This window comes from Sphingomonas rubra (assembly GCF_900115745.1).
In the GTDB taxonomy this organism is placed as follows: Bacteria; Pseudomonadota; Alphaproteobacteria; order Sphingomonadales; family Sphingomonadaceae; genus Sphingomonas; species Sphingomonas rubra.
The window spans coordinates 315,754-340,109 of the sequence record NZ_FOXP01000002.1 but is presented as its reverse complement, the minus strand read 5'-3'; the positions used below and the strand labels follow the sequence as shown (position 1 = coordinate 340,109).

24 protein-coding genes are annotated in these 24,356 nt (G+C 70.8%); 14 read left to right on the top strand and 10 right to left on the bottom strand.

All coding sequences use genetic code 11. The features are described from left to right. Nucleotides 1–95 precede the first annotated feature (95 nt). The 4 genes from BM145_RS04190 to BM145_RS04175 form a co-directional block, all read right to left on the bottom strand. Nucleotides 96–1,925: an AsmA family protein gene (locus BM145_RS04190; protein ID WP_093331621.1), complete on the bottom strand. Its 1,830-nt coding sequence runs from the start codon at nt 1,923–1,925 to the stop codon at nt 96–98. Nucleotides 1,926–2,088: 163 nt separating this feature from the next. Continuing rightward, complete coding sequence (locus BM145_RS04185; protein WP_093331816.1) at nt 2,089–2,673, bottom strand: Smr/MutS family protein; 585 nt, start codon at nt 2,671–2,673, stop codon at nt 2,089–2,091. Nucleotides 2,674–2,698: 25 nt separating this feature from the next. After that, on the bottom strand, nt 2,699–4,039 hold the full coding sequence (gene mltA, locus BM145_RS04180) for a murein transglycosylase A (protein ID WP_093331620.1): 1,341 nt from the start codon (nt 4,037–4,039) through the stop codon (nt 2,699–2,701). Next, nucleotides 4,036–4,683, bottom strand: a complete 648-nt coding sequence (locus BM145_RS04175; protein ID WP_143090095.1) for a Tim44/TimA family putative adaptor protein — start codon at nt 4,681–4,683, stop codon at nt 4,036–4,038. The genes mltA and BM145_RS04175 overlap by 4 nt, the downstream gene beginning before the upstream one ends. 158 nt (nt 4,684–4,841) lie before the next feature. Here BM145_RS04175 and secB point away from each other — a divergent pair, with 158 nt between their 5' ends. The 3 genes from secB to trpS all read left to right on the top strand — a co-directional run bounded on the left by secB (nt 4,842) and on the right by trpS (nt 8,211). After that, entirely contained in the window at nt 4,842–5,345 is a 504-nt protein-coding gene (secB, locus tag BM145_RS04170; protein WP_093331617.1) for a protein-export chaperone SecB, read from the top strand. 293 nt (nt 5,346–5,638) lie between these two features. Continuing rightward, nucleotides 5,639–7,207: a murein biosynthesis integral membrane protein MurJ gene (murJ, locus tag BM145_RS04165; RefSeq protein WP_093331615.1), complete on the top strand. Its 1,569-nt coding sequence runs from the start codon at nt 5,639–5,641 to the stop codon at nt 7,205–7,207. A gap of 11 nt (nt 7,208–7,218) precedes the next feature. Beyond that, nucleotides 7,219–8,211 carry a tryptophan--tRNA ligase gene (trpS, locus tag BM145_RS04160; RefSeq protein ID WP_093331613.1) on the top strand — a complete coding sequence of 331 codons (993 nt, stop codon included), beginning with the start codon at nt 7,219–7,221 and terminating at the stop codon, nt 8,209–8,211. 66 nt (nt 8,212–8,277) lie between these two features. Here the strand turns inward: trpS and dnaA are convergent, their stop codons facing one another. From dnaA to mutM, 3 genes are all read right to left on the bottom strand, one after another. Next, a complete protein-coding gene (gene dnaA, locus BM145_RS04155; protein ID WP_093331610.1) occupies nt 8,278–9,708 on the bottom strand; it encodes a chromosomal replication initiator protein DnaA in 1,431 nt (476 codons plus the stop codon). 408 nt (nt 9,709–10,116) lie between these two features. Beyond that, nucleotides 10,117–10,380, bottom strand: a complete 264-nt coding sequence (rpsT, locus tag BM145_RS04150; protein WP_093331608.1) for a 30S ribosomal protein S20 — start codon at nt 10,378–10,380, stop codon at nt 10,117–10,119. 96 nt (nt 10,381–10,476) lie between these two features. Continuing rightward, entirely contained in the window at nt 10,477–11,292 is an 816-nt protein-coding gene (gene mutM, locus BM145_RS04145; RefSeq protein WP_093331605.1) for a bifunctional DNA-formamidopyrimidine glycosylase/DNA-(apurinic or apyrimidinic site) lyase, read from the bottom strand. A gap of 229 nt (nt 11,293–11,521) precedes the next feature. Between mutM and BM145_RS04140 the strand changes: the two genes are divergently transcribed. The 7 genes from BM145_RS04140 to BM145_RS04110 are packed head-to-tail and all read left to right on the top strand — an operon-like array spanning nt 11,522 to nt 17,711. Continuing rightward, nucleotides 11,522–12,253, top strand: coding sequence for a class I SAM-dependent methyltransferase (locus BM145_RS04140; protein ID WP_093331602.1), 732 nt, complete (start codon nt 11,522–11,524; stop codon nt 12,251–12,253). 7 nt (nt 12,254–12,260) lie between these two features. Next, nucleotides 12,261–13,793 carry a 2-polyprenylphenol 6-hydroxylase gene (gene ubiB / locus BM145_RS04135; protein WP_093331600.1) on the top strand — a complete coding sequence of 511 codons (1,533 nt, stop codon included), beginning with the start codon at nt 12,261–12,263 and terminating at the stop codon, nt 13,791–13,793. Further along, on the top strand, nt 13,790–14,920 hold the full coding sequence (locus tag BM145_RS04130) for a hypothetical protein (protein ID WP_093331597.1): 1,131 nt from the start codon (nt 13,790–13,792) through the stop codon (nt 14,918–14,920). Before ubiB ends, BM145_RS04130 begins: the two co-directional genes overlap by 4 nt. Nucleotides 14,921–14,929: 9 nt before the next feature. Beyond that, nucleotides 14,930–16,129 carry a bifunctional phosphopantothenoylcysteine decarboxylase/phosphopantothenate--cysteine ligase CoaBC gene (coaBC, locus tag BM145_RS04125; protein ID WP_093331595.1) on the top strand — a complete coding sequence of 400 codons (1,200 nt, stop codon included), beginning with the start codon at nt 14,930–14,932 and terminating at the stop codon, nt 16,127–16,129. A gap of 3 nt (nt 16,130–16,132) precedes the next feature. Further along, a complete protein-coding gene (dut, locus tag BM145_RS04120) occupies nt 16,133–16,576 on the top strand; it encodes a dUTP diphosphatase (protein ID WP_093331592.1) in 444 nt (147 codons plus the stop codon). Beyond that, on the top strand, nt 16,573–16,950 hold the full coding sequence (locus BM145_RS04115) for a hypothetical protein (protein WP_093331589.1): 378 nt from the start codon (nt 16,573–16,575) through the stop codon (nt 16,948–16,950). The genes dut and BM145_RS04115 overlap by 4 nt, the downstream gene beginning before the upstream one ends. Nucleotides 16,951–16,961: 11 nt before the next feature. Then, entirely contained in the window at nt 16,962–17,711 is a 750-nt protein-coding gene (locus BM145_RS04110) for a HesA/MoeB/ThiF family protein (RefSeq protein ID WP_093331811.1), read from the top strand. Nucleotides 17,712–18,080: 369 nt separating this feature from the next. Here the strand turns inward: BM145_RS04110 and galU are convergent, their stop codons facing one another. Then, nucleotides 18,081–18,953, bottom strand: coding sequence for a UTP--glucose-1-phosphate uridylyltransferase GalU (gene galU, locus BM145_RS04105; protein WP_093331585.1), 873 nt, complete (start codon nt 18,951–18,953; stop codon nt 18,081–18,083). 95 nt (nt 18,954–19,048) lie between these two features. Between galU and wecB the strand changes: the two genes are divergently transcribed. Together wecB and BM145_RS04095 are read left to right on the top strand one after the other, a co-directional pair. Continuing rightward, nucleotides 19,049–20,272 carry a non-hydrolyzing UDP-N-acetylglucosamine 2-epimerase gene (gene wecB / locus BM145_RS04100; RefSeq protein WP_093331808.1) on the top strand — a complete coding sequence of 408 codons (1,224 nt, stop codon included), beginning with the start codon at nt 19,049–19,051 and terminating at the stop codon, nt 20,270–20,272. 25 nt (nt 20,273–20,297) lie between these two features. After that, nucleotides 20,298–21,050 carry a metallophosphoesterase family protein gene (locus BM145_RS04095; protein ID WP_093331582.1) on the top strand — a complete coding sequence of 251 codons (753 nt, stop codon included), beginning with the start codon at nt 20,298–20,300 and terminating at the stop codon, nt 21,048–21,050. A gap of 75 nt (nt 21,051–21,125) precedes the next feature. Here BM145_RS04095 and BM145_RS04090 read toward each other — a convergent pair whose 3' ends face one another. Next, nucleotides 21,126–21,905 (bottom strand): competence/damage-inducible protein A, encoded by a 780-nt coding sequence (locus BM145_RS04090; RefSeq protein WP_093331579.1) that lies wholly within the window; start codon nt 21,903–21,905, stop codon nt 21,126–21,128. 51 nt (nt 21,906–21,956) lie between these two features. Here BM145_RS04090 and map point away from each other — a divergent pair, with 51 nt between their 5' ends. Continuing rightward, nucleotides 21,957–22,784, top strand: coding sequence for a type I methionyl aminopeptidase (gene map, locus BM145_RS04085; protein WP_093331576.1), 828 nt, complete (start codon nt 21,957–21,959; stop codon nt 22,782–22,784). Nucleotides 22,785–22,955: 171 nt separating this feature from the next. Beyond that, nucleotides 22,956–23,198, top strand: a complete 243-nt coding sequence (locus BM145_RS04080) for a hypothetical protein (RefSeq protein ID WP_093331574.1) — start codon at nt 22,956–22,958, stop codon at nt 23,196–23,198. Nucleotides 23,199–23,261: 63 nt separating this feature from the next. Here BM145_RS04080 and BM145_RS04075 read toward each other — a convergent pair whose 3' ends face one another. Then, complete coding sequence (locus BM145_RS04075; RefSeq protein WP_143090094.1) at nt 23,262–24,299, bottom strand: CAP domain-containing protein; 1,038 nt, start codon at nt 24,297–24,299, stop codon at nt 23,262–23,264. Nucleotides 24,300–24,356: the final 57 nt, after the last annotated feature.

Genomic DNA, 24,356 nt, shown 5'->3' with positions numbered 1-24,356 from the left:
TTCGATCCGTTACCCAGCTGGGCCCCGGCCTTCGCCGGGGAGGCGGAGAGAAGCTGCGGTATCGCAACGTCATACGTCGCCACGACGTGGATGCTTTAGCGCAGCGCCCTCGCCGCCAGTGCCGCGCAGTTGGCGTCGGTGGCGACGGGGCCGCTGTTGCCGCTGATCCGGTTGCCGATTGCCTTGAAGATGTTGCCGATCGACTTGACCTGCGGCGGCACGGTGAGCGTGGGCTGCTGGAGCGTGCCGCCGACCCGCACCGAGCCGGGGATGCGCAGGATCACCTCGCGCTTGGGCGCGCCGCGCAGGGTGAAGGCGAGCCGTTCGTCGGGGAAGGTCACGGTGCCGCTGCCGGTCAGCTGGCTGATCGCGGTGTCGACGATCACCGGGTCGCCGCGGCCGGTGCCGCCCCGCATGTCGAGCCGCGCGACCAGGCAGCGCAGGCCCGCGCGATCGCCCGCATCGGCGAGCAGCGCCCGCCCCGCGTCAAACCCCAGCGCGGCGGCGTAGCGCGCAGGCAGCGATCCGTCGCGCGCGACGAAGCCGAGCGAGCCGCTCGACCGGCCGACGGCGGCGCGGATGGTGTCGCCATCCCCCCGCAGCCGGGCGCGCGCCGCGATGCGGCCGGTGATCTGGCCGCCACCGGCGAAGGTCGCGACCCGTCCGTCGGCGAGGGCGAGGTCGAGCGTGAGCGTCGGCACCGCGCGGTCACCGCGCTGGTCGATCACGGCGCGCCCGGTGACCACGCCCTGCGCGATCCGCATGCGCAACGGCGCGAGGGTCAGCAGTTGGTGATCCATCACCATCACGCCGCGCATGTCGATCACGGTTTCCGACCCCTCGCCGATGATCGAGTGGACGCGAAAGGCGAGGCGACCGTCGGTGGAGTCGATCCCGCCGATGTCGATGCGCGTGTTGGGGACGAGACGCGGGCCGATCCGCGCCTCCAGCGCACGCCCCTCGGCGCGGCCTCTTGCCGAGGACAGGTCGTCGAAGGCGAAGCGGCGCGATTCCAGCGCGCCGTCGATCTTGTTGCGGCCGTCGACCTGGTCGACGGTGAGGCGGCCGGCGAGGTCGGAGCGACCGATCGTTCCCTTGAGGTCGGTGATCGTCCAGCGGCGGTCGTCGTGGCGGACGTGCGCGCGCATCGCGGCGGGGCGGGTGGCGAACAGCCCCGCCTCGATCACCGCGTCGATATATCTCAGGTCGGCGGCGCGGGCGGTGACGTCGAGCGTCATCGCGCCGGTGTCGAGCGCGCGGTCCATGGTGCCGCTGGCGCGCATGGCGAGCGCGTCGCCGTCGATCCGCGCCCGGAACGGCCAGGCGCCATCGCCGATCGCCGCGCCGGCGAGCGAGACGCGCACGGGGGCGCCGCGCACGGCCCCCTCCCCCGTCCCGCGCAGCCCGCGGACGGGATCGGCGGCGAGGCGCAAAGTGACCTGCCGGTCCTGCTTGGCATCGGCGTAGGAGACGATCGCGTCGCGGATCGTCAGCCCGGACAGCGAGGGGCGACCGCCGCCGCCCTGTTCCTCGCCCTTGCTCCAGTTGGTGCGACCGCGCGCGTCGCGGACCAGGGCGAGGCGGACGCCGTCGGCGACGACGTCGCACGGGCGGAAGGCGCCGATGAGGAGCGGCCAGACGGGGAAGGTGACGGTGACCGCGCGGACGCGCGCGAGGTCGCCCTGCCCCGCCCAGGCGGCCTGCGGCACGCGCACGTCGCGGATCGCGACGGTGGGGGTGAAGCCGAACAGGTCGACGCGCTCCATCGCGCCGATCGTCACCGGGCGACCGAACCGCTCACCCGCGCGCGCCTCGATCGTGGTGCGGAGCATGCCCCAGGGGAAGAAGCCGAGTGCCAACAACAAGACCAGCAGGATGCCGCCGATCCAGCCGGCGATGCGGGCGAGGCGCGGGGAAGAAGGCATCAAAGGCGGGACGCGCCGTGCCGCCGTTCGTTCCGGCAGCGATCCGGTTTTCTGCGGTGACCCGGAACACGAGAAAGGCGCGGCCCCAGGATTATCGTTCGCCCTGAGCGACGTCGAAGGGCATGAGTCTTACCTGTGCTGCACGTCGATCAGCACGAACGGATCAGGGTAGGCCACGCGGACGGCGGAGCACGATGTAGAGCGCGCCGTGACCGCCGTGGCGCGGATGGGCGCCGCGCACGGCGGCGATCGAGTCGGCGAAGCGGGAGGCGGCGAGCCAGTCGGCCACCGCCGCACGGATCGCGCCGCGCGCGTGCGGGCGCTCGCTCTCCGGCCGGGGCGGCTTGCCGGTGACGAGCAGCAGCACGCGGTCGCCGCGCCGGACCGCGCGGTCGAGCCCCTGGTCGAGCAGCGCGTGCGCGGAGGCGAGCGTGTGGCCGTGCAGGTCGATGCTGCTGTCGGGCAGCACCATGCCGCGGCCGAGCTTCTTGTCCCACGATCCGTCGAGCGTGTTCTGCGGTTGGCGGTCGGGTTTCTGCTTCGGTGCGGCGATCGGGGTGCGAATGATGGGAGGCGTGCGGACGCGCTGCGGGAAAAGCATCGCGGCGAAGGTCGCCCGGTCGCTGGGACCATCGCGGAAATCGCCCTCACCCGTCCCGCCCAGTCGTGCCGGACGTGGTACTTCCTGCTCGCGCTGAGGGAGCGAGACGGGGACGATGGCGGCTTTCAGCGGGCGGACGGAGGCCATCACCCGGCCCCAGGCCGCCGCCTCGTCAGGGTTGAGGCGGCGCAAGGCCCGCGCCCGGGTTGAGCCGCGCGAGCGTGCCCGCCGGCAGCAGCAGGAACGCCGTGCCGCGCCCGGACATGCCGCCCGCGGTCAGCTCCGCGTTCGGGCCAGCGCCCCAGAAGGTGTCGAAACGGTTGGCGCCCTTGATCGCGCCGCCGGTGTCCTGCGCCACCCACAGCCCGCTGGCGTCGGCCCGGTCGAGCGACAGGAAGACGGGCGCGCCGAGCGGCACGAACTTGGGATCGGCGGCGGCGCTGACCTGGCCCGTGACGGCGTAGCCCATCGCGCCCTGCGGCGGGCCGTCCAACTCACGGAAGAAGACGAAGCTCTTGTTCTCGCGCATCAGCGCGCGCCCCTGGTCCGGGTTGGCACGCAGCCAGGCGACGATGCCCTGCATCGACGCCTGTCCGGGTGCGAGCAGGCCCCGCTGACGCATCAGGCTGCCGATGCCGGTATAGGCGCGGCCGTTCTGCGTGTCGTAGCCGATGCGCAGCACCCCGCCGCCGTCGGGCAGCCGCAGCCGGCCGGAGCCCTGGATCTGGAGAAAGAACATCTCCACCGGGTCCGCCGCCCAGGCGATGACCGGCGCGGTGCGGGCGAGCGCGCCCTCCTCGATCTGCGTGCGGTCGAAATAGGGAACGAGGTTGCTGCCATCGACGCGGCCGCGCACCTTCTTGCCCTTGAGATCGTCGGAGAAGCGGCCGAGATCGACGTCGATCAGGTCGGTCGGGCGGCCGTAGACGGGCACCTCGTAGCCGGGGCGCCGCTCCAGCGAGCCGCGGATCTCCGGCTCGTAATAGCCGGTCGCGAAGGCGCGGCCGTCGCCGACCTGCACCGCCTCCAGATACTGCGCGAAGAAGGCACGCGCGTCGCTGCCGGCGCTGGCCGCGGCACAGGCGGGCCGCCAGTCGGCGCCGCGCGTCAGGCCCGACGTGTCCGTCCGCCGCATAAGCCCCGGACAGGAGCGCGCGAAGGCGATCCGCGCCGCCTCCGCCTGCGCAGGCGTGATCGGCAGCGAGGCGATCGGCGGCCCGGCGACCAGCCCGGCCGTGGCGGCCGTCGTCGCCCCGGCGACCGGGTAGACGGTTTGCGCCGCGATCGGCGTCGCCGCGACGATGCGGCCGTCCGATGGGCGCACGTTCTGCGGCTGATCGGGCCGGGCGAGGTAATGCACAGGACGCGCCGGCGGGCGGGAGGACGGGCGTACCGGCTCCGCCGTATCGGCGACCGTGCCGGGCGGCACGATGCGACCGCCACAGGCGGCTAGCGCGAGCGCCAGTGCGATGGTTCCGGTAAGGCGCCCTGCCCTGCTGCGCACGCCGCTCACGCCTCGTCGGTGTCGGCGAGCTTCCAGTTCGGGTCGGCGCTCTTCAGCGTCCGCACGAACGTCCAGGCGTCGTGCGTCTCCACCGCGTCGGTGAGCGAGCCGGCGACGACCTGCCCCTCGGCGCCGCGGGTCACGGCGGCGATGTCGGCGTCGAAGCGCACGGTGATGCGCGCCTCGCGGCCTTCCAACGTCGCGTCGGAAATTACCGCGCGCTCGATGCGGACCAGACGGTTATCCAGCGTCTCGCCCGCCTCGGCGCGCGCGGCGATCGCGTCGGCGAAGGCGGCGAGCACCGGCGCCTCGACCAGGTCGCGCAACGTCGCCTCGTCACCCTTCCAGAACGCTTCCAGGATCATCCGATAAGCGGACTGCGAGCCGGCGAGGAACTGCGCCACGTCAAAGCCGGGCTCCCCCGCGACGATCGCGCGCAAGCCGGCCTCGGCCGCAGGCTCGATGTTGCGGGTGGGCAGCGCGCGCGGCTCCGCCGTCGCCTCGATCGTGCGCGGGGCGGCAGCCACCGCCGGACGATCCTCGGCCGTGCGCGGCAGCGGCTGCTGCTCGTGCCCGGTGCGCTTGCCCAGCACCCCGTACAGACGCAGCGCCAGAAAGGCGGCGATCATCGCGAACACTACAACGTACAGCACCAGGCCTCCGATCTCGCCCGCAACATAGGCGCGTCGGCCCCGCGATACAAACCCGGCAGCGTTGAAACCGCGCGGAGGCGCTGCTAGGCGCGGGGCCAATCGAACCGAACGCGCGTCGCCGCCGGTTCGCTCCCTTTCTGCCCAAAGGAAAACGCTTCATGGACGCCAACACCCTCGACGCCGGGCAGCAGCCGCTGGCGAACGGCGCCGATACCGGCCCGGCGATCGGCCTGATCTCGCAGTACATCAAGGACCTGTCGTTCGAGAACCCGAACGCGCCCGCGATCTTCCAGGTGCAGAACGCCCCCGCGATCGACGTGCAGTTCAACATCGGCACCGGCCAGGTCGGCGAGGAGGTGCACGAGGTGGTGCTGAAGATCGACGTGCGGGCCGAGGTGGACGGCCAGGTCGCCTTCATCGTCGACCTGTCCTACGCTGGGCTGTTCGGCGTCCGCAACGTGCCCGACGAGCATCTCCAGCCGTTCATGCTGGGCGAGGCGCCGCGCCTGCTGTTCCCGTTCGCCCGCCGCGTGCTGGCCGACGCCGTGCGCGACGGCGGCTTCCCGCCGCTGCTGCTGGAGCCGATCGATTTCGGTGCGCTCTACCTGCAGCAGCAGGCGCAGGCTCAGGGCGGCCAGGCGGGTGAAGTCGGCCACGCGTAAGCCGCTCCTACCTTCGTCATGCCGGGCTGGACCCGGCATCCATCGTTCCGCAGGAGCAGCCATGTCTGGGTACGCGGAACCATGGACCCTGGATCAAGTCGAGACCTCTGCGAAACTCCTTCGTCATGCCGGACTTGTTCCGGCATCCACCGTGCCGCAAACCAATAAGCTGTTGATTTCTGGGCGCCATGGACCCCGGATCAAGTCCGGGGTGACGAAGAAGAATTATCCCTCGAGGAGTTTCGCAGAGATACCGATCAAGTCCGGGATGACGGAAGAATGAGACGGGTCGCATGAACCTCACCCGCGCGCTCGGCTCGGTCGGCGGGCTGACGCTCGCCAGCCGGGTGCTGGGCCTGGTCCGCGACACGCTGTTCGCGCGGTTCATCGGCGCGAGCTTCGCGTCCGACGCCTTCCTGATCGCCTTTCGCCTGCCGAACATGTTCCGCGCGCTGTTCGCGGAAGGCGCCTTCTCCGCCGCGTTCATCCCGATGTTCAACCACAAGGTCGCGGCGAAGGACGGCGGCGGCCTGAAGGACGGGGTGCGTTTCGCCGAGGACGCGTTGTCGGTGCTGCTGCCGGTGCTGATCGTGATGACGATCGCCATGGAGATCGCCGCCTGGCCGGTGACCTGGCTGCTGTCGGGCGGGTTCAACGATGCCAGCGCCGACGAGTTCGCCTTCGCGGTGGAGCTGTCGCGGATCACGTTCCCGTACCTGCTGTTCATCAGCCTGGTGTCGCTGCTCGGCGGCATCCTCAACTCGCTGCACCGTTTCTGGGTCAATGCGGCGGCGCCGATCCTGCTCAACCTGACGCTGATCGCGGCGCTGCTGCTGTTCCACAGCCACGAGCCGCTGTTCACCGCCCGCAACCAGGCGATCGCGGTGACGGTGTCGGGCGCGCTCCAGCTGCTGTGGCTGATCCACGCGTGCCGCCGGGCCGGCATCGTGCTTCGCCTCAAGCTGCCGAGCCTCAACCCCGACGTGAAGAAGCTGCTGTCGCTGATCTGGCCCGCCGCCGCGGGCGCGGGCGCGGTGCAGATCAACCTCGTCGTCTCCACCGCGCTCGCCGCGACGCTGCTGCCGTCCGGCTCGGTCAGCTACATCTATTACGCCGACCGGCTCAACCAGCTGCCGCTGGGGCTGATCGGCATCGGCCTCGGCACCGTCCTCCTGCCCACCATCTCGCGCCATCTCGGCCGGGGCGAGGAGGCGGAGGCGATGGCGACGCAGAACCGGGGCATGGAGCTGGCGCTGTTCCTGACGCTGCCCGCCACCGTCGCGCTGATCGTCTGCGGCGTGCCGATCATCGCGGCGCTGTTCCAGCACGGGCGCTTCGACGCGGTCGACAGCCTCTACACGGCGCAGGCGTTGGCCGCCTTCTCGATCGGGCTGCCGTCGTACATCCTCGTCAAGGTGCTGACGCCCGGCTATTACGCGCGCTCGGACACCAGGACGCCGGTGCGCTACGCCACCGTGTCGATGGCGGTGAACCTCGGGCTCAACCTCCTCTTCATCAAGCCGCTGGGGCATATGGGCCCGCCGCTGGCCACGGCGATCGCCAGCACGGTCAACGTCGTCCTCCTCTACCGCACGCTGGCGCGGCGCGGCCAGTTCGTCGCCGACGCGCAGCTGCGCCGCCGCGCGCCGCGATTGGCGGTCGCGGCGGTGCTGATGGGTGCGGTGATGTGGTTCCTCGATGTCCTGTTCGAGCCGTACGTCGTCGGCACCAGCGTCGAGCGCTGGGGCGCGCTCGTCGTGCTGGTCGGCGCGGGCGGGCTGGTCTACGCCGCCGCCACCGTCGTCACCGGCGCCGTGCGCGTCGCCGAACTGAAGCGGCTGCTCCGCCGCCGTTCCACCTGAAGGACCTGATCTTGCGCGTCGTCTCCGGCATTCAGCCCACCGGCAACCTCCACCTCGGCAATTATCTCGGCGCGATCCGCCAGTGGGTCGACATGCAGGACCGGGCCGAGTCGCTGTTCTTCCTGGCCGACCTGCACGCGCTGACCGTCGTGATCGACCCAAGGGAGTTGGCGTCGAACACGATCGAGATGGCCGCGACGCTGATCGCCGCCGGCATCGATCCGGACAGAGCGATCCTGTTCAACCAGGCGCGTGTTCCCGCCCATGCCGAACTGTGCTGGCTGCTCCAGGGCACCGCGCGGATGGGCTGGCTCAACCGGATGACGCAGTGGAAGGACAAGGCGGGCAAGAATCGTGAGGGCGCTAGCGTCGGGCTCTTCACCTATCCCGTGCTGCAAGCCGCCGACGTGCTCGCCTATCAGGCGACGCACGTGCCGGTCGGCGACGACCAGAAGCAGCATCTGGAGCTGGCGCGCGACATCGCGACCAAGTTCAACCAGGATTTCGGCGTGGAGCTGTTCACCCTGCCCGAGCCGTTCATCTCCCCCGCCGCGCCGCGCGTGATGAGCTTGCGCGACGGATCGGCGAAGATGTCCAAGTCCGATCCCAGCGACGCCTCGCGGATCAACCTGGTCGATTCGGACGACGTGATGGCGGGCAAGTTTCGCAAGGCACGCACCGATGCCGAACCACTGCCCGCCGAGATGGCCGGCCTCGCCGAGCGGCCGGAAGCGCGCAACCTCGTCACCATCTACGCCGCGCTGGCCGGGACGGGTGGCGACGCGGTGCTGGCCGAGTTCGCCGGCCAGGGCTTCGGCCAGTTCAAACCCGCGCTCGCCGACCTCGCGATCGCGACGCTCGGCCCCATCCGCGACCGGATGGTCCGGCTGCTCGACGACCGTGACCATGTCGCGGTGACGTTGGAGAAGGGCGCCGAGCGTGCCCGTACGCTCGCAGGCCCGACCTTGCTGGCGGCGCAGAAGGCGATGGGGCTCCAGGTCTGAACAGCAGGGCGACCGCGCGCCAGAGATAGACCAGCACCGCCCTCCACTGCCGGAGGGCGGCGCGGATCACGCTTCCAGTTCGCGCAGCAACACGCGTACCGCGGCGTCGATGTCGCGATCGGTGTCGCGCAGTTCCTCGACCTTGCGTACCGCGTGGATCACCGTCGAGTGATCGCGCCCGCCGAACTTGCGGCCGATCTCCGGCAGCGAGCGGGTCGTCAGCCGCTTGGACAGGTACATGGCGATTTGGCGCGGGCGCGCGACTGCGCGGCTGCGGCGGGCGGAGACGAGGTCGAGCGGCTTCAGCTCGAAATGCGCGGAGACCAGCTTCTGGATCTCCTCGATCGTCACCCGCCGCTGCGCGCCGCGCAAACTGTCACCCAGCGTCTGGATGGCAAAATCGAGGTCGATCCGGTCGCCCGTCAGCGAGGCATAGGCGACGACGCGATTGAGCGCGCCCTCCAGCTCGCGGACGCTCTGGTGGATGCGCGCGGCGAGCAGGTCGAGCACGTCCTCCGGCACGCGCGTATCGGGCAGGTCGGCGACCTTGCGACCCAGGATCGCCCGGCGCAGCGGCAGGTCGGCCTGCTTGATGTCGGCGACGAGACCGGCGCCTAGGCGGCTGACGATGCGCGGCTCGACCCCGTCGAGCGCCTGCGGACAGCGGTCGGCGGCGATCACCAGCCGCTTGCCGGTGCCGACGATCTCGTTGATCGTGTGGAAGAACTCCTCCTGCGTCGCGTCCTTGCCAGCGATGAACTGGAGGTCGTCGATGATAAGCAGGTCGGCCGAGCGCAGCCGCGCCTTGAAGGCGTAGGTGTCGCGCGCGCGCATCGCCGCGACGAAATCGAACATGAACCGCTCGGCCGACATGCACAGCACGCGCGCGGCCGGTCTTGCCGCCAGGAAGGCGTGCGCGATCGCGTGCATCAGGTGCGTCTTGCCCTGCCCCGTGCCGCCGTGGAGGAACAGCGGCGAGAAGCGCGGCGGGCCGGGCTCCGCGATCGTCATCGCGGCGTTGAACGCGACGCGGTTGGCGGCGTCGACGACGAATCGGTCGAAGGTGTAGCGCGGGTCGAGCGACGGACGGTCGACGGCGGCCTGCGCCGATGGCGCCGCGGGTGCCGGCGCGGGCGACTCGACCGCGGCCGGGGTCGCGATCGCCGCCGGAGCCTCGACCAGGGGCGCGGGCGCCGGCTCGGCGGTCAGCGTGGCCACCGGCGCGGCGATGCGCGTCTCGACGGTGCAGCTGCGCACGTGCGGCAGATATTGGCGGAACTCGAGCAGCAGCCGGTCGGCATAATGGCTGCGCACCCAGTTGGTCATGAAGGCGGACGGCAGCGCCAGGCGCACGGCGTCGGGCTCGTCGCCGGCGATCAGCTCGATCGGTTTCAGCCACTGGTCGAACAGCCGGGCACCCGCCTGGTCCCGCAGCGAAGCGCGCACGCGATCCCAGGCTCTCGCCTGCTCGCTTGCCACACCTCCCTGCCAATGCATCACGCGCGCGTTTCCCCGTTGGCGAAAGCACGATGCTCCGCCTGGCCTGGACCGACAGACAAAAAGCCCCCGAGGGCGGCCGACACGGCCTCCCGGCTCCTGCACATCTGGTTTGATGCGGGCGGTGGTCACCGCCTGCCCGACCTTGTTAGAGGCGGCCGGCGCGAACGATCAAGACGCGAAATCGTCACATTCGGCATTGACACGCGGAAACGCGTCGAAAATCTCACAAGCCGCTGTTTTCACTCATGTTTCTACAAACGTTCCGCCGTTCGGAGTCGGCTGAATCGATTAAAATGGCGGTTTTCCGCCATTGCCGAAACCGTTCCCGGCGAGCCGGCCGGGGGCACGAAAAAACCCGCCGGGATCGCTCCCGACGGGTCTCGATTTCCGCCGTGGCGGACCGGCTTAGGCGAGCCCGGTCACCGCCTTGGTCAGGCGCGAGAACTTGCGGCTCGCGGTGTTCTTGTGGAGCACGCCCTTGGCGACGCCGCGCTGCAGCTCCGGCTGCACCGCCGTCAGCGCTGCGGTGGCCGCCGCCTTGTCGCCCGACGCGAGTGCCGCCTCCACCTTCTTCACGAAGGTGCGGATGCGGCTGACGCGGGCGCCGTTGATCTCGGCGCGGCGCTCGTTGCGACGGATACGCTTCTTGGCTTGCGGCGTGTTCGCCATGCTGGTTCGGTCCTCAGGTATTCAATGGGATGGGAGGCGTCGGGAACACCCGGCACCTCGGCAAGGCGACGCCCTTAGGCAAATCGGCCCTGCGGGTCAACTCCGCTGGCATCTCGGACACCAGAAGGTCGAGCGCCCCGATTCGGCCCGCCGTTTCACCGCTCCGCCGCAGGCGCAGGGCTCGCCCTCGCGGCCGTAGACCAGGAACTGCTTGGAGAAATAGCCGAGCTCGCCGTCCGGCGCGGCGAAATCGCGCAGGGTGGAACCACCCGCCTCGATCGCCGAGACCAGCACCGCGCGCACCGCCTCCGCCAGCCGCTCGAGTCGCGGCAGCGAGATGCGGCCCGCCTCCCTCGACGGCGCGATCCGCGCCATGTGCAGTGCCTCGCACACGTAGATGTTGCCTAACCCTGCGACGATCCGCTGGTCGAGCAGCATCGCCTTGATCGGCGCGGCCCGGCCGGCAAGCGCGTCCAGCAGATAGGCGGCGGTGAAGTCGGGCCCGAGCGGCTCCGGGCCCATCGCCGCGAAGGGCGGATAGGCGTCCACCGCGTCGGTGCGCAGCAGATCGAGGAAGCCGAACCGGCGCGGGTCGTTCAGCGCCAGGCGGCGCCCGGCCTCCGTCTCGATCAACAGGTGATCGTGGGCGAGCGGCTCGGCCGGATCGACCCGCCAACGGCCCGACATGCCCAGGTGAAAGACCATGGTGTCGCCGCGGTCGGTATCGACCAGCCCGTATTTGGCGCGGCGGCCGAGCGCGGTCACCACCGCGCCCTGCATGCGCTGGCGCAGGTCGGGCGGGATCGCCTTGCGCAGGTCCGCGCGGCGCGGCTCGACGGTGGCGAGGCGCTGGCCGGCGAGCACGGGCGTCAGGCCGCGGACGGTGGTCTCGACTTCGGGGAGCTCGGGCATGGAGTGGGAGATAGGGCGTCAGCGGCGTGCGCGTCACCCCTGCCGCTTAACCGTCACCCCGGACTTGATCCGGGGTCCATCGTGCGGCGGGCGTAGCGGCTTGAAGCTAAAGCGTTGACCTCGTGGAGCCATGGACCCCGGATCAAGTCCGGGGTGACGAACGAGGGGAACGTGGCCGCGCCTCAAACCACCTTTGCCACCGCCCGCCCCGCCCGCTAGGGCCACCCGCATGACCGACACCGTCTCCTTCGGCTACGAAGACGTCGCACCCGCCGAGAAGACCGCCCGCGTCGGCGGCGTCTTCACCAGCGTCGCCTCCTCCTACGACCTGATGAACGACGCCATGTCGGGGGGCATGCACCGGTTGTGGAAGGACCGGTTCGTCCGCCGGGTGAAGCCGCGCGCGCACGAGCAGATCCTCGACATGGCGGGCGGCACCGGCGACATCGCCTTCCGGCTGGCGGCGAGCGGCGCGTCGATCACGGTGTCCGACATCAATCCGGCGATGCTGGAGGTGGGCATGGAGCGCGCCGCCAAGCGCCGGCTGGACGGGCTCGTCTGGTCGGAACAGAACGCCGAGACGCTGACCTTTCCCGACCGGTTCTTCGACGCTTACACGATCGCCTTCGGCATCCGCAACGTGACGGACATTCCCAAGGCCCTGCGCGAGGCGCACCGCGTGCTGCGGCGCGGCGGGCGCTTCTACTGTCTGGAATTCTCCACCGTCACCTGGCCGGGCTTCGCCGACGTGTACGATGCCTATTCGCATCACTTGGTGCCCAGGCTCGGCCAGTTGCTGGCGCGCGACGCCGACAGCTACCGCTACCTGGTCGAATCGATCCGCCGCTTCCCGGACATGCCGCGATTCGAAGGCATGATCCGCGACGCCGGGTTCGTGAACACGGCCGTGGAGCCGATCATGGGGGGCCTCGTCGCGATCCACTCCGGCTGGAAGATCTGACCGGCACGTGACCGCCTCCACCACCCATGTCTGGCGCCTGCTGCGCTGGGGTCGCATCCTCGCCCGCCACGGCGCGCTGAAGGGCATCGAGCGCGATCCCAACACGCCCCCGCCGCTCCGACGGCTGGTGCGGCTCGCCCGCGTCGGTGCGCGCGTACCCACGGTGCCGCGCTACGCGGACGCGTTCCAGGCGATCGGCCCCGCCGCGATCAAGCTCGGCCAGACGCTCGCCACCCGCCCCGACATCGTCGGCGAGGATGCGGCGCGCGACCTGCTGCGCCTGCAGGACCAGCTGCCCGCGGTGCCGTTCGAGACGATCCACGCCGCCATCTCCGCCAGCTACGGCCGCGATCCGGCCGGGCTGTTCCAGCGCATCGAGCAGACGCCGGTCGGTGCCGCCTCCATCGCGCAGGTGCACCGCGCCGTTACCACCGACGGGCGACAGGTGGCGGTCAAGGTGCTGCGGCCGGGCGTGGAGGAGGATTTCGCCCAGGCGATCGACACCTATCAATGGGCCGCCGCGCAGCTCGAGCATCTGAGCCCGGAAGCCAGGCGCCTGCGCCCGCGCCTGACCATCGAGAATTTCCGCCGCTGGAGCCTGCGCGAGCTCAACTTCCGGCGCGAGGCGGCATCGGCTTCCGAACTGGCCGAATCGATGACGGCCGAGCCCGACTTCGTCGTCCCCGCGGTCGACTGGGCACGCTCCACGGCACGCGTGCTGACGATCGAGTGGATCGACGGCATCAAGCTGTCGGACCGCGAGGCGCTGATCGCCGCCGGCTACGACCTGCCCAAACTCGCCCAGACGCTGGTCCGCGCCTTTCTGCGCCAGGCGATCGCCGAAGGGTTCTTCCACGCCGACATGCACCAGGGCAACCTGTTCGCGCTGCCCGGCGACAGGATCGCCGCGATCGATTTCGGCATCATGGGCCGGATCGACCGGCGCGCACGGGTGTGGCTGGCGGAAATCCTCTACGGCCTCATCACCGGCAACTACAAACGCGTGGCGGAAATCCATTTCGAGGCGGGCTACGTGCCGCCGCACCACAATGTCGCCGAGTTCGCCACCGCCCTGCGCGCCGTCGGCGAGCCGATGCGCGGCCTGCCGGTCAAGGACATGTCGATCGGCATGATGCTGGACGGGCTGTTCTCGATCACCCGCGATTTCGACATGGTGACGCAGCCGCACCTGCTGCTGCTCCAGAAGACCATGGTGATGGTGGAGGGCGTCGCGACCAGCCTCGACCCCGAGATCAACCTGTGGGATTCGGCCGCGCCCTTCGTGCGCGAGTGGATCAGGACCGAGCTGGGGCCGGAGGCCGCGATCGCCGACCGGCTGATCCTCGATTTCCGCACGCTCGCCGGCCTCCCCGACCTGATCCGCCGGATCGAGGCGCGCTACCCCGCGCCCGGCGGCGAGCCGCCTGCGCTCCCCTTGCGCGAGGTGGAGGTGGTGCGGCTGGGCGGCGGCTGGCGCTACGGCGTGGTCGCCGCGATCGCGGCGGCGGCGGGCGTGGCCGCGACGCTGATCTTTGGATGACGGCGCAGGCCCGCGCACCGATCTGGTCGACCGGCCCGACCCGCTTCGCCGGGCTGGCGCCGGTGCCCGCGCGGATCGTGCTGGTGCTGTTCGCGCTGCTGCTCGCCGCCTGCCTGTCGGCCGTCGATGCGCCGGGGCCGCGGCCGAGCACGCCGGGCGCCGCCGTCACGCCGGGGCGGACCGACCTGCTGCTCTACCAGTCGATCGTCGACGGCGTGCGCCAGGGTGGCGATTACTACGACGTCGCCGCCTCGGCGCAGCGGGTGGGCCATTATCCGCTGCGGCCGTTCTTCACGATGCGGCTGCCGACGCTGGCGGTGGTGCAGGCGAGCCTGCCGCCCCGGCTGGTGCGGACGTTGCTGCTGCTGCTCTGCGCCGCCACGGTGCTGGCCTGGACGCTGCGGCTCCGCCCCGCGATGGGCCGGCCGCTGCCGGTCGTTGCGGTGGCGCTGCTCGCGGTCGCGGGCCTCTACGTCAATCTCGACACGGGCCAGATCGTCTTTCACGAGGTCTGGGCCGGGCCGCTGATCGCCCTGTCGCTGGCGCTGCGCCGTCCCGGTGACGGGCTGGTCGCGATCGCGCTGGGGCTGTGCGCGATGCTGATCCGGGAGACGGCGCTGCTCTACGCGCTGGTCATGCTGGCGGCGGCGTGGCGCGAGGGGCGGCGACGCGAGGCGCTCGGCTGGCTCGCGTCGATCGCGGTCTTCGCGGTCGTGCTCGCCGCCCACGCGCGTGCCATGTCGCTGCTCGCCGGGCCCAACGACCTCGCGTCGCAGGGGTGGAGCGGGCTGGAGGGATTCGGCTTCTTCGTCCGGCTCGCCACCATCTCCTGCGCGCTGGACATGGTGGCGCAATGGCTCGCATCGCTGCTGATCGGCGCGGCGTTGCTCGGCTGGGCGGCGTGGCGCGATCCGACGGGCACGCGCGCGACGGCGACGATCGCCGCCTATGCCGCGCTGATCGCCCTGTTCGCGCGCAGCGACAATTTCTACTGGGCGCTGGCGATCACGCCGCTGCTGCCGATCGGCCTCGTCTTCGCACCCGGCGCGCTCCGCGATCTCGCCGTCGCCGCCGCGGCCCCGGCTACGGGCACGCGCCGCATTACGGTGACGCGTATTGTGCGGTAAGGAGGCGCGATGAAGCGCATCCTCCTGGTCGTCGGCGGCGGCATCGCCGCGTACAAGGCGTGCGAGCTGGTCCGCCTACTCCGCCGGCGCGGCCACGCGGTGCGCTGCGTGATGACGGAGGCGGCGCATCATTTCGTCACTCCGATGACGCTCGCCGCGCTCTCGGAGGACAAGGTCTACACGACGCTGTGGGACCTGAAGGACGAGGCCGAGATGGGTCATATCCAGCTCAGCCGCGAGGCGGACTTGGTGGTCGTCGCCCCCGCCTCCGCCGACCTGCTCGCGCGAATGGCGAACGGGCTGGCGGGCGACCTCGCCACCACGCTGCTGCTCGCCACCGACAAGCCGGTGCTCGCCGTCCCTGCGATGAACGTGCGGATGTGGGGCCACGCCGCCACGCGGCGCAACGTCGCGCAGCTCCGCGCCGACGGGGTGACGGTGATGGAGCCGGACGAGGGGCCGATGGCGTGCGGCGAATACGGTCCGGGCCGCCTGCCCGAGCCGGAGGCGATCGGGGCGGCGATCGACGCGATGTTCGCCCCCGCCGCCCATGCCCCCGCGCGAGGCCCGCTCGCGGGCGCGCACCTGCTCGTCACCGCCGGGCCGACGCACGAGCCGATCGATCCTGTCCGCTACCTCGCCAACCGCTCCTCCGGACAGCAGGGTTTCGCCATCGCGGGCGCGCTGGCGGCGCTCGGCGGACGGGTGACGCTGGTCGCCGGGCCGGTGGCGCTGCCGACGCCCGCCGGGGTGACCCGCATCGACGTGGAGACCGCGCGCGAGATGGCGGCGGCGGTCGACGCCGCATTGCCCGCCGACGCCGCGGTGATGGTCGCCGCGGTCGCCGACTGGCGCGTCGAGACTGCGGCGCAGAAGATCAAGAAGGGCGACGCGGCCCCTGCCCCCACCCTCGCCCTGGTGGAAAACCCCGACATCCTCGCCACCCTGTCCCGCTCGCCGCGCCGCCCGCGCCTGGTGGTCGGCTTCGCGGCGGAGACCGAGCGCGTGATCGAGCACGCCACGGCCAAGCAACGGCGCAAGGGGTGCGACTGGATCGTCGCCAACGACGTGTCGGGTGACGTGATGGGGGGCGACGCCAACGCCGTCGACCTGGTCACCGCCGACGGCGTCGAACACTGGCCGCGCGCGCCCAAAGGCGCGGTTGCGGAAAGGCTCGCGCATCGCATCGCCGATGCGCTAAAGGACTGACGCATGACGGCGATCACCATCGCGCTGCAACGGCTGCCGCACGGGGCGGACCTGCCGCTTCCCGCTTATGCCAGCGCGGGCGCCGCGGGCATGGACGTGGTGGCGGCGGAGGACCTGACGCTCGCCCCCGGCGCACGCGCCGCGGTGGCGACCGGCTTCGCGATCGCCATTCCCGATGGCTACGAGGTGCAGGTGCGCCCGCGCTCCGGCCTGGCGCTGAAGCACGGCATCACCTGCCTCAACACGCCCGGCACGATCGACCATGATTATCGCGGCGAGGTGAAGGTCATTCTGGCCAATCTCGGTACGGAGCCGTTCGCGGTGGTCCGCGGCGAGCGGATCGCGCAACTCGTTCCCGCCCCCGTCCAGCGCGCCGTGCTGGCGGAAGTCGCGTCGCTCGACGCTACGCAGCGGGGTGCGGGCGGCTTCGGATCGACCGGACGGTGATCGCCGCGATGCTCCTCCAGGCGGCGGTGGCACCGGCGCCGATGCCGCCGCATGACTGGGCGCCGCTGCCCGTCTTTCCGCTGCCGCGCGGTGCGACGACCAGCGACGGCGCCACCTTCGTGCGGGGCGAGGTGGCGGCGGGCCGCTGCGCGGTGCCGCCCGTGCACCCGGACGGCACGCGCATGGTCGCCCCCGTCGCGCTGCTGGTGGCGCCGGGCGGCACCGTGTCGCGGATCGTGCCGCGGGCGATCGGCTGCTCTACGGTGGAGCAATATACCGTCGGTTACCTCCTGTCGCTGACCCGCACCCTGCCCGCCGGCGCCGCGCCGCTCGCCCCCGGTTGGTACCGGGTCGCCGTCTCCTACCGGTGGTGACGCTCTCCGGCGTGCATCTCTCCGATGGGGAGCTTGCCCGCTACGCCCGCCACATCGTGCTGCGCGAGCTCGGCGGCGCCGGGCAGAAGCGGCTAAAGGCGGGCCGCGTCGCGGTGATCGGCTGCGGCGGCATCGGCGCACCCGCCATCCAGTATCTCGCCGCCGCCGGCGTCGGTCGCCTCGTGCTGATCGACGACGACGCGGTCGACGTCTCCAACCTCCAGCGTCAGGTGATCTTCCGCACCGCCGATCTCGGCGCGGGCAAGGCCGCCGCCGCCGCCGCCGCCGCGCGCGCGATCAACCCGCACGTCGTCGTGGAGCCGGCCCGCGCCCGCATCGACGCCGCCAACGCTGCGGCGTTGCTGGACGGGGTCGACGTGGTACTGGACGGCTGCGACAATTTCGCCACCCGCCTCGTCGTCGCCGACGCAGGCCTCGCCGCCCGCGTGCCGCTCGTCTCGGCGGCGGTCGGCCAGTTCGAGGGACAGCTCGGCGTGTTCCGCGGATGGGAGACGGCGCTTCCCTGCTACCGCTGCTTCGTCGGCGCGGAACCCGAGCGGCCCGAGGCGAGCTGCGCGGAGACGGGCGTGCTCGGCCCCGTCACCGGCGTGCTCGGCAGCCTCGCCGCGCTGGAGGTGCTGCGCGCGCTCGCCCCGTTCGGCGACGATCCCGCGGGCAAGCTCCTCCTCGTCGACCTCCTCGCCCTCCGCTTCCGCACCGTACGGTTGCCCAAGGATCCGGGCTGTCCGGCTTGCTCGTGAGGCGAGAGGTTCTCGCGCCGAGACGCGGAGAAGAATGGTTCACACGGAGGCGCGGAGACGCAGAGAAGAAACACCGAAGGCTGCCGCGCTCCTCGCCGCCGCAGGCCGCCCTTCACCGTACCGAATTTAAAAGGCGCGACAAGCACGCCAATCGCACCCCCTCCGCGCCTCCGCGTGAACCACCCTTCTCTTCTTAGCGCCTTGGAGGATGATGGCCACGAATTGCCCCCTCCACGTTCGCCCTGAGCGAAGTCGAAGGGCAGGCCGCAAGCGAGCGACTCGTGGCCTGTGCTTCGACTTCGCTCAGCACGAACGGTGAGGGTGGCGGATCAAGGAGCAGTCATCATGCTTCGCCCGAGAACGAACCACCTACCCCGCGAGCAACGCCGCCGCGAATCCCCGCACAGCCGGCCCGATATCCTCGCGCGCCAGCGCCAGCGCCAGGTTGGCCTGGATGTACCCCGCCTTGTCGCCGCAATCATACCGGTCGCCGACGAAGGTGACGCCGTGGAACGGCTGTTGCCCGATCATCTGCGCCATCGCGTCGGTCAGCTGGATCTCGCCGCCCGCGCCCGCCTCCTGCGCGTCGAGGATGCGCATCACCTCCGGCTGGAGGATGTAGCGGCCCGGGATCATCAGGTTGGACGGCGCCGTGCCCGCCTTCGGCTTCTCGATCAGCGCCGTCACCTCGGTCAGCGCGCCGTCCCGGGCACCGGGCGAGATGATGCCGTACTTGTCCGTCTCCTGGTCCGGCACTTCCAGCGCGCCGACGACGTTGCCGCCGACCTGCTCGTAGGCGGCGACCATCTGGTTCATGAAGCCGGGCGTGCCGACCATCAGCTCGTCCGGCAGCAGCACCGCGAACGGCTCGTCGCCGACGATCTCGCGCGCGCACCATACCGCGTGGCCCAGCCCCAGCGGTTCCTGCTGGCGGATGTAGACGGGGCTGCCCGGCTCCATGCGAATACCCTCGATTGCGCGCAGCGACTTGCCGCGCGCGCGCATCGTGTCCTCCAGCTCGTAGGCGATGTCGAAATGATCCTCGATCGCCGACTTGTTGCGCCCGGTCACGAAGATGATCTGCTCGATCCCCGCCTCCAGCGCCTCCTCGACCGCGTACTGGATCAGCGGCTTGTCGACGACCGTCAGCATCTCCTTGGGCATCGCCTTGGTCGCCGGCAGGAATCGCGTGCCCAGCCCCGCCACCGGAAATACCGCCTTGCGCACCCGCTTGATCGTCACTGAACTCTCCCTGTCTCTCTGGCTCGCGTAGCGTCGCGCCTATTCGGTCGCAACGATTGACCGGTCCTTAAATGGTCAACGGCTACTCCGGCTCCATGATCACCATCCTCCTCGTCTTCGGCACCCGGCCCGAGGCGATCAAGCTGTTCCCCGTCGTCCGCGCGCTGGCGGCGACGCCCGGCTTCCGCGTGCGCACCTGCGTCACCGCGCAGCATCGCGGGCTGCTCGACCAGGTGCTGGACCTCGCCGATCTCGTGCCCGACATCGACCTCGACCTGATGGAGCCGGGGCAGAGCCTTGATCGGCTCACCGCGCGCCTGCTCGCCGGTCTCGGCGAGGCGATAGACGTCGAGCGGCCCGACCTGGTCGTGGTCCACGGCGACACCGCCACGGCGATGGCCGGCGCGCTCGCCGCCTATTACCGGCGCGTTCCGGTCGCGCACGTGGAGGCGGGCCTGCGCTCGGGCGACATCCTCCATCCCTGGCCCGAAGAGGTGAACCGCCGCATCGTCGCCGCCATCGCCGCGCATCATTTCGCCCCCACCGAGACCGCCGCCGCCGCGCTGCTCGCCGAGACGATCGACCCCGCCACCGTCCACGTCACCGGCAACACCGTGATCGACGCGCTGCGCTGGACGGAGGCGCGCATCGCCGCCGATCCGTCGCTCGCCGCCGGGCTCGACGAGATCGCCGCGCGCTTCGCCCGCAAGCGGCTCCTCCTCGTCACTACCCACCGGCGCGAGAATTTCGGCGGGGGGATGGAGGCGATCGCGCGTGCCATCGGCCGCATCGCCGACCGGCCGGACGTCGCGGTCCTGTTCCCCGTCCACCCCAATCCGGCGGTCGGCACGGTGATGGAAGCCGTGCTGGGTGATCGCGCCAACGTCGCCCGCGTCGCGCCGCTCGATTACCCGCACTTCGTCCGCGCGCTCGGCCTGTGCACGCTGGTGCTGACCGATTCGGGCGGCGTGCAGGAGGAGGCACCCGCCTTCGGCAAGCCCGTCCTCGTCATGCGCGAGACGACCGAGCGGCCGGAGGGTGTCGCGGCCGGCACCGCGCGCCTGGTCGGCACCGACGAGGGCCGCATCGTCGCCGAGGTCACGCGGCTGCTCGACGACGACACCGCCTACGCCGCCATGGCGCGCGCGCACAATCCGTTCGGCGACGGCCAGGCGGCGACGCGGATCGCGGCGCTGCTCCGTCACGCTTATGTGCGCGACGACCCGGTAGTGGTCGAGCTGATCGATCCCGCCGCGCGCGCCGCGCCGCCGTCGATCGTCGTCGCGCGCGATTGTGCCCCGCAGCTGGTGCGCCTATAGGCCCCGCTCCCCCGAACAGTTCCGCGTGCCCGTGCTCAAGTCCTTTCTCCGCAAGAAGAAAACGCCCCAGTTCCGCGTGCCCGACGGCGAGCGCGTGTACGCGGTCGGCGACGTGCACGGATGTGCCGACCAGTTCGAGCAGCTGCTCGCTATGATCGACGCGGACGACGCCGCGCGCGGCCCTGCCGATACCACGCTGGTGCTGCTTGGCGATCTGGTCGACCGTGGGCCCGACACGCGCGGCGTGCTGGAGCACGCGATGCGGCGCGCCGCACACCCCCGCTTCGCGCTGCTCAAGGGCAATCACGAGGAGATGCTGCTGCGCGCCGCCGCCGGCCATCGCCCCTCGCTGCAACTGTTCAACCGCTATGGCGGGCGCGACACGCTGATGAGCTACGGCGTCGATCCGGTCGCCTATGACGAGGCTTCGTTCGAGGAGCTGGAGGCGCTGATCGTCGCCTCCGTGCCGGCCGCGCACCGCGCCTTCCTGGATGCCGGGCGACCGCATCTGACCGTCGGCGATTACCTGTTCGTCCATGCCGGCATCCGCCCCGGCGTGCCGCTCGCGGACCAGGTCGGGGCCGACCTGCGCTGGATTCGCGACCCGTTCCTCGGCCATCGCGGATCGCACGGCGTGATGGTGATCCACGGCCACACGATCACCGACGAACCCGACGTGCAATCCAACCGCATCGGTATCGATACCGGCGCCTATGCCGGCGGCCCGCTCACCGCGATCGGGCTGGAGGGCGAGGAGCGCTGGTTCCTGACGGCGTAGGTCGCCCGCCCTGCCGTCGATAGGCTGACGGACCGTTGCGAGAACGCCCTGCCATCGTGGGAACGGCTGGACGCTTCACACGCCCCCGGCCGTCACCCCATACCCTGCCGCCCCCAGCCGCTCCGCCAGATCGGCCAGGCACGCGTCGACCAGCGCCGCGTCCGGCCCGCGCACCACGAAGTTCGCGCCGACCCGGCCCTCGCGGAAGAAGGGGTAGCTGCCGATCGCGACACCGCCGCGGCCTTCGTCGTTCCACTGCTTCTCGCACGCGCGCAGCAGGTCGGCGACCTCGCTCTCCGCGATCCAGCCGCCGATCGATCTGGACACCACCGGGCGGCCGCCCTCCAGCGTGCCGGTCAGCGCGTCGAGCATCCCTGCGGTGATGTGCGGCACGCCCGCCATGATGAAGATGTTGTCGATCCGGATGCCCGGTGCGCCCGACACCTTGTTGACGATCAGCCCTGCTCCCTCCGGCACCCGCGCCATCCGCGCGCGCGCCTCCGTCAGCCCGCCGCGCGTCGCGTAGTAGCGCTCCAGCACCGCCATCGCCTCGGGATGATGGACCACGCCGACGCCCAGCGCCGCGGCGATCGCGTCCACGGTGATGTCGTCGTGCGTCGGCCCGATGCCGCCGGTGGTGAACAGGTAATCGTTGCGCGCGCGCAGCTGGTTCACCGCCTCGACGATCGCCTCCTCCCAGTCGGCGACCACGCGCACCTCGACCAGGCGGATGCCCTGCACGTTCAGCCAGGCGGCGACCTGCGCGACGTTCCTATCCTGCGTGCGGCCCGACAGGATCTCGTCGCCGATCACGGCGAGCGCGGCGGTCCAGATGCGTTCGGAGGGATCGGCCATGCCCCGTCGATAGCCTCGCAAAACCGCCGCCGCCACGCTATATCGCCGCCCATGACCGATTACGTCACCGTCACCTCCGACGCGCCGGACGCGCGCACCGGCGCCATCAAGCTCCACGGCCCCGCCGCCTTCGCCGGCATGCACGCCGCCGGCCGGCTCTGCGCGGAAACGCTGGACATGCTGGTGCCGCACATGGTGCCGGGCGTCACCACGGCGGAGATCGACCGGCTGATCTACGATTTCGTGCTCGCCCGCGGCGGCGTGCCCGCGACGCTCGGCTATCGCGGCTATACCCACTCGACCTGCATCTCGATCAACCACGTCGTCTGCCACGGCATCCCGAGCGACAAGCAACTGAAATCGGGCGACATCGTCAACGTCGACGTTACCCCGATCCTGGACGGCTGGCACGGTGATTCCAGCCGCATGTACCTGATCGGCGACGTGCCCTTGAAGGCGCGCCGGCTGGTCGAGGTGACGTACGAGTGCCTGATGATCGGCATCGAGCAGGCGCGCCCCGGCAACCGCATGGGCGACGTGGCGAACGCCATCCAGCGCCACGCGGAGAAGCATCGCTACGGCGTGGTCCGCGATTTCTGCGGCCACGGGCTCGGCCGCCTGTTCCACGACGCGCCGGAGGTCGTCCATGTCGGCAAGCCCGGCACCGGGCCCGAGCTGCGCCCCGGCATGATCTTCACGATCGAGCCGATGATCAACATCGGCCGCCCCGACGTGAAGCTGCTCGACGATGGCTGGACCGCCGTGACGCGCGACCGCTCGCTGTCGGCACAGTTCGAACACTCGATCGGCATCACCGAGACCGGCTGCGAGATCTTCACCGCCAGCCCGAAAGGCTACGACCAGCCGCCCTATAGCTGATGGACCCGCCGCTTGTTGGCGGGTTTCGCCGACTTTAGGTGCATATCACCAGTCGCTGGACAAGGCGGAAAACCGAAAATCCTGCTACACCAGTGTGTTACTCGACTGGCACACCTCCTGCAAAGCATCGGATACAGGCAGCCTCGCCTGACCGATCTGGGAGGAACCACCATGAAGACCATCATCCTGCTCGCCGTCGCTGCCACGTCCGTCGCCAGCACCGCCCATGCGAACGTCAAGTCGGTCGCACCGAAGAAGCCGCAGTATCACGCCACCTACGACGCGAAGCGCGACTGGTACTGCCTGACCGACAAGGCGAACCCGGTCACCACCGGCACCCGTATCCTGCCGCGCGAATGCCGCTCGGCCGATCGCTGGGCGGAGCTGGGCCTGACCGTGGAGCGCAAGCGCTGAGAGGTTGCGCGAGCCGCCAGGGGACGACGCCGGACGATCATCATCCGGCGTCTCACCCCACGATCAGCCGACCATGCGGAACGTGTAGCTATACTGCCGCTGCGCCGCCCCCGACACCTCGCCGATCGTGACCGTATACGACACCCCCGCCTGCAACCCCGCCACCTTCCACTGCACGTTGTTCGGCAGGCCGTAGCCGGCCGTATCGCTCGTCTGGTTCGACACCGCGAGACTGCCGTTCGGCCCGGTGACCGTGATCGTCGCGCGGCTGAAATCGACACCCGCATTGCCGCCGCGTCCGCTGGTGCTCGCCACGACCGAGAAGGACAGGTAATCACCCGCGCCGAAGTAACGCACCGGGTAATCGCCGTACGGATAGGCCACGAACCCGGGCAACCCGGTCGGCACCGCGGTCCCGCCGGTGAAACCGACCACCCTCAACGACGCCGCCTCCGACACGCCGCCGGAGCCTAGCTGCGTCACCCGGCCGTAGCTCGCCTTGCCGAGGAACGGGTCGAGCATCCAGCGGCGATGGCCGATGCTCGCCGACCCGCCCTCGCGCAGCCAGCCGGCGAGATAGTCGTCCTCGGTATAGGTGATCCGCGCCGCCGAGGAAAAGTTGGAGAACAGGTTGCTCGATCCCGCGCCGCCCGCGCCCGCCGCCGTGTAGCATTTCCACGTCGTCGGCGGCGTATGGCTCAGCTGGTTGTTGGCGACCATCATCAGCGACGATTCCGCCTCCGCCTGATCGTCCGCGTCGGAATAGGTGACCGCGGGCAACCGGTGCAACGCGCGGATAGCGTTCAGCCGCGCCAGCAGGTCCGCCTTCACGCTCGCCTTCAACGTCCCCGCACGACAGTTCGCCACGTCCGGCACCACGTCGTACAGATCGGCCAGCGTCCGCGCCCCCGATACAGGCGTCGGCGTGGGCGTCGGCGCGGGGGTGGCGGTCGGTGCCGGCGTGGGCGTGGGCGTCGGCGCGACCGCCGGTCCGGTGACCACGCCCACCGCCGACGACGCATCCGCCCCGCCGGATTCACCCCCACATGCCGTCAGCACCAGAATCAGGCCAGCGCCCGCGCACCGATAAGCCTGCCTCATCGTCCCCACCTCTTGACCCCAACCACGACAATCGCTTGCGCCACAATGATTTAGCAT

Coding starts and splice junctions, on each gene's coding strand:
- dnaA (WP_093331610.1), bottom strand. CDS start 9,708: ATGCATTGGCAGGGAGGTGTGGCAAGCGAGCAGGCGAGAGCCTGGGAT.
- rpsT (WP_093331608.1), bottom strand. CDS start 10,380: ATGGCGAACACGCCGCAAGCCAAGAAGCGTATCCGTCGCAACGAGCGC.
- BM145_RS04185 (WP_093331816.1), bottom strand. CDS start 2,673: ATGGCCTCCGTCCGCCCGCTGAAAGCCGCCATCGTCCCCGTCTCGCTC.
- murJ (WP_093331615.1), top strand. CDS start 5,639: ATGAACCTCACCCGCGCGCTCGGCTCGGTCGGCGGGCTGACGCTCGCC.
- wecB (WP_093331808.1), top strand. CDS start 19,049: ATGATCACCATCCTCCTCGTCTTCGGCACCCGGCCCGAGGCGATCAAG.
- BM145_RS04190 (WP_093331621.1), bottom strand. CDS start 1,925: ATGCCTTCTTCCCCGCGCCTCGCCCGCATCGCCGGCTGGATCGGCGGC.
- mutM (WP_093331605.1), bottom strand. CDS start 11,292: ATGCCCGAGCTCCCCGAAGTCGAGACCACCGTCCGCGGCCTGACGCCC.
- BM145_RS04130 (WP_093331597.1), top strand. CDS start 13,790: ATGACGGCGCAGGCCCGCGCACCGATCTGGTCGACCGGCCCGACCCGC.
- map (WP_093331576.1), top strand. CDS start 21,957: ATGACCGATTACGTCACCGTCACCTCCGACGCGCCGGACGCGCGCACC.
- dut (WP_093331592.1), top strand. CDS start 16,133: ATGACGGCGATCACCATCGCGCTGCAACGGCTGCCGCACGGGGCGGAC.
- BM145_RS04140 (WP_093331602.1), top strand. CDS start 11,522: ATGACCGACACCGTCTCCTTCGGCTACGAAGACGTCGCACCCGCCGAG.
- coaBC (WP_093331595.1), top strand. CDS start 14,930: ATGAAGCGCATCCTCCTGGTCGTCGGCGGCGGCATCGCCGCGTACAAG.
- BM145_RS04075 (WP_143090094.1), bottom strand. CDS start 24,299: ATGAGGCAGGCTTATCGGTGCGCGGGCGCTGGCCTGATTCTGGTGCTG.
- secB (WP_093331617.1), top strand. CDS start 4,842: ATGGACGCCAACACCCTCGACGCCGGGCAGCAGCCGCTGGCGAACGGC.
- BM145_RS04080 (WP_093331574.1), top strand. CDS start 22,956: ATGAAGACCATCATCCTGCTCGCCGTCGCTGCCACGTCCGTCGCCAGC.
- BM145_RS04090 (WP_093331579.1), bottom strand. CDS start 21,905: ATGGCCGATCCCTCCGAACGCATCTGGACCGCCGCGCTCGCCGTGATC.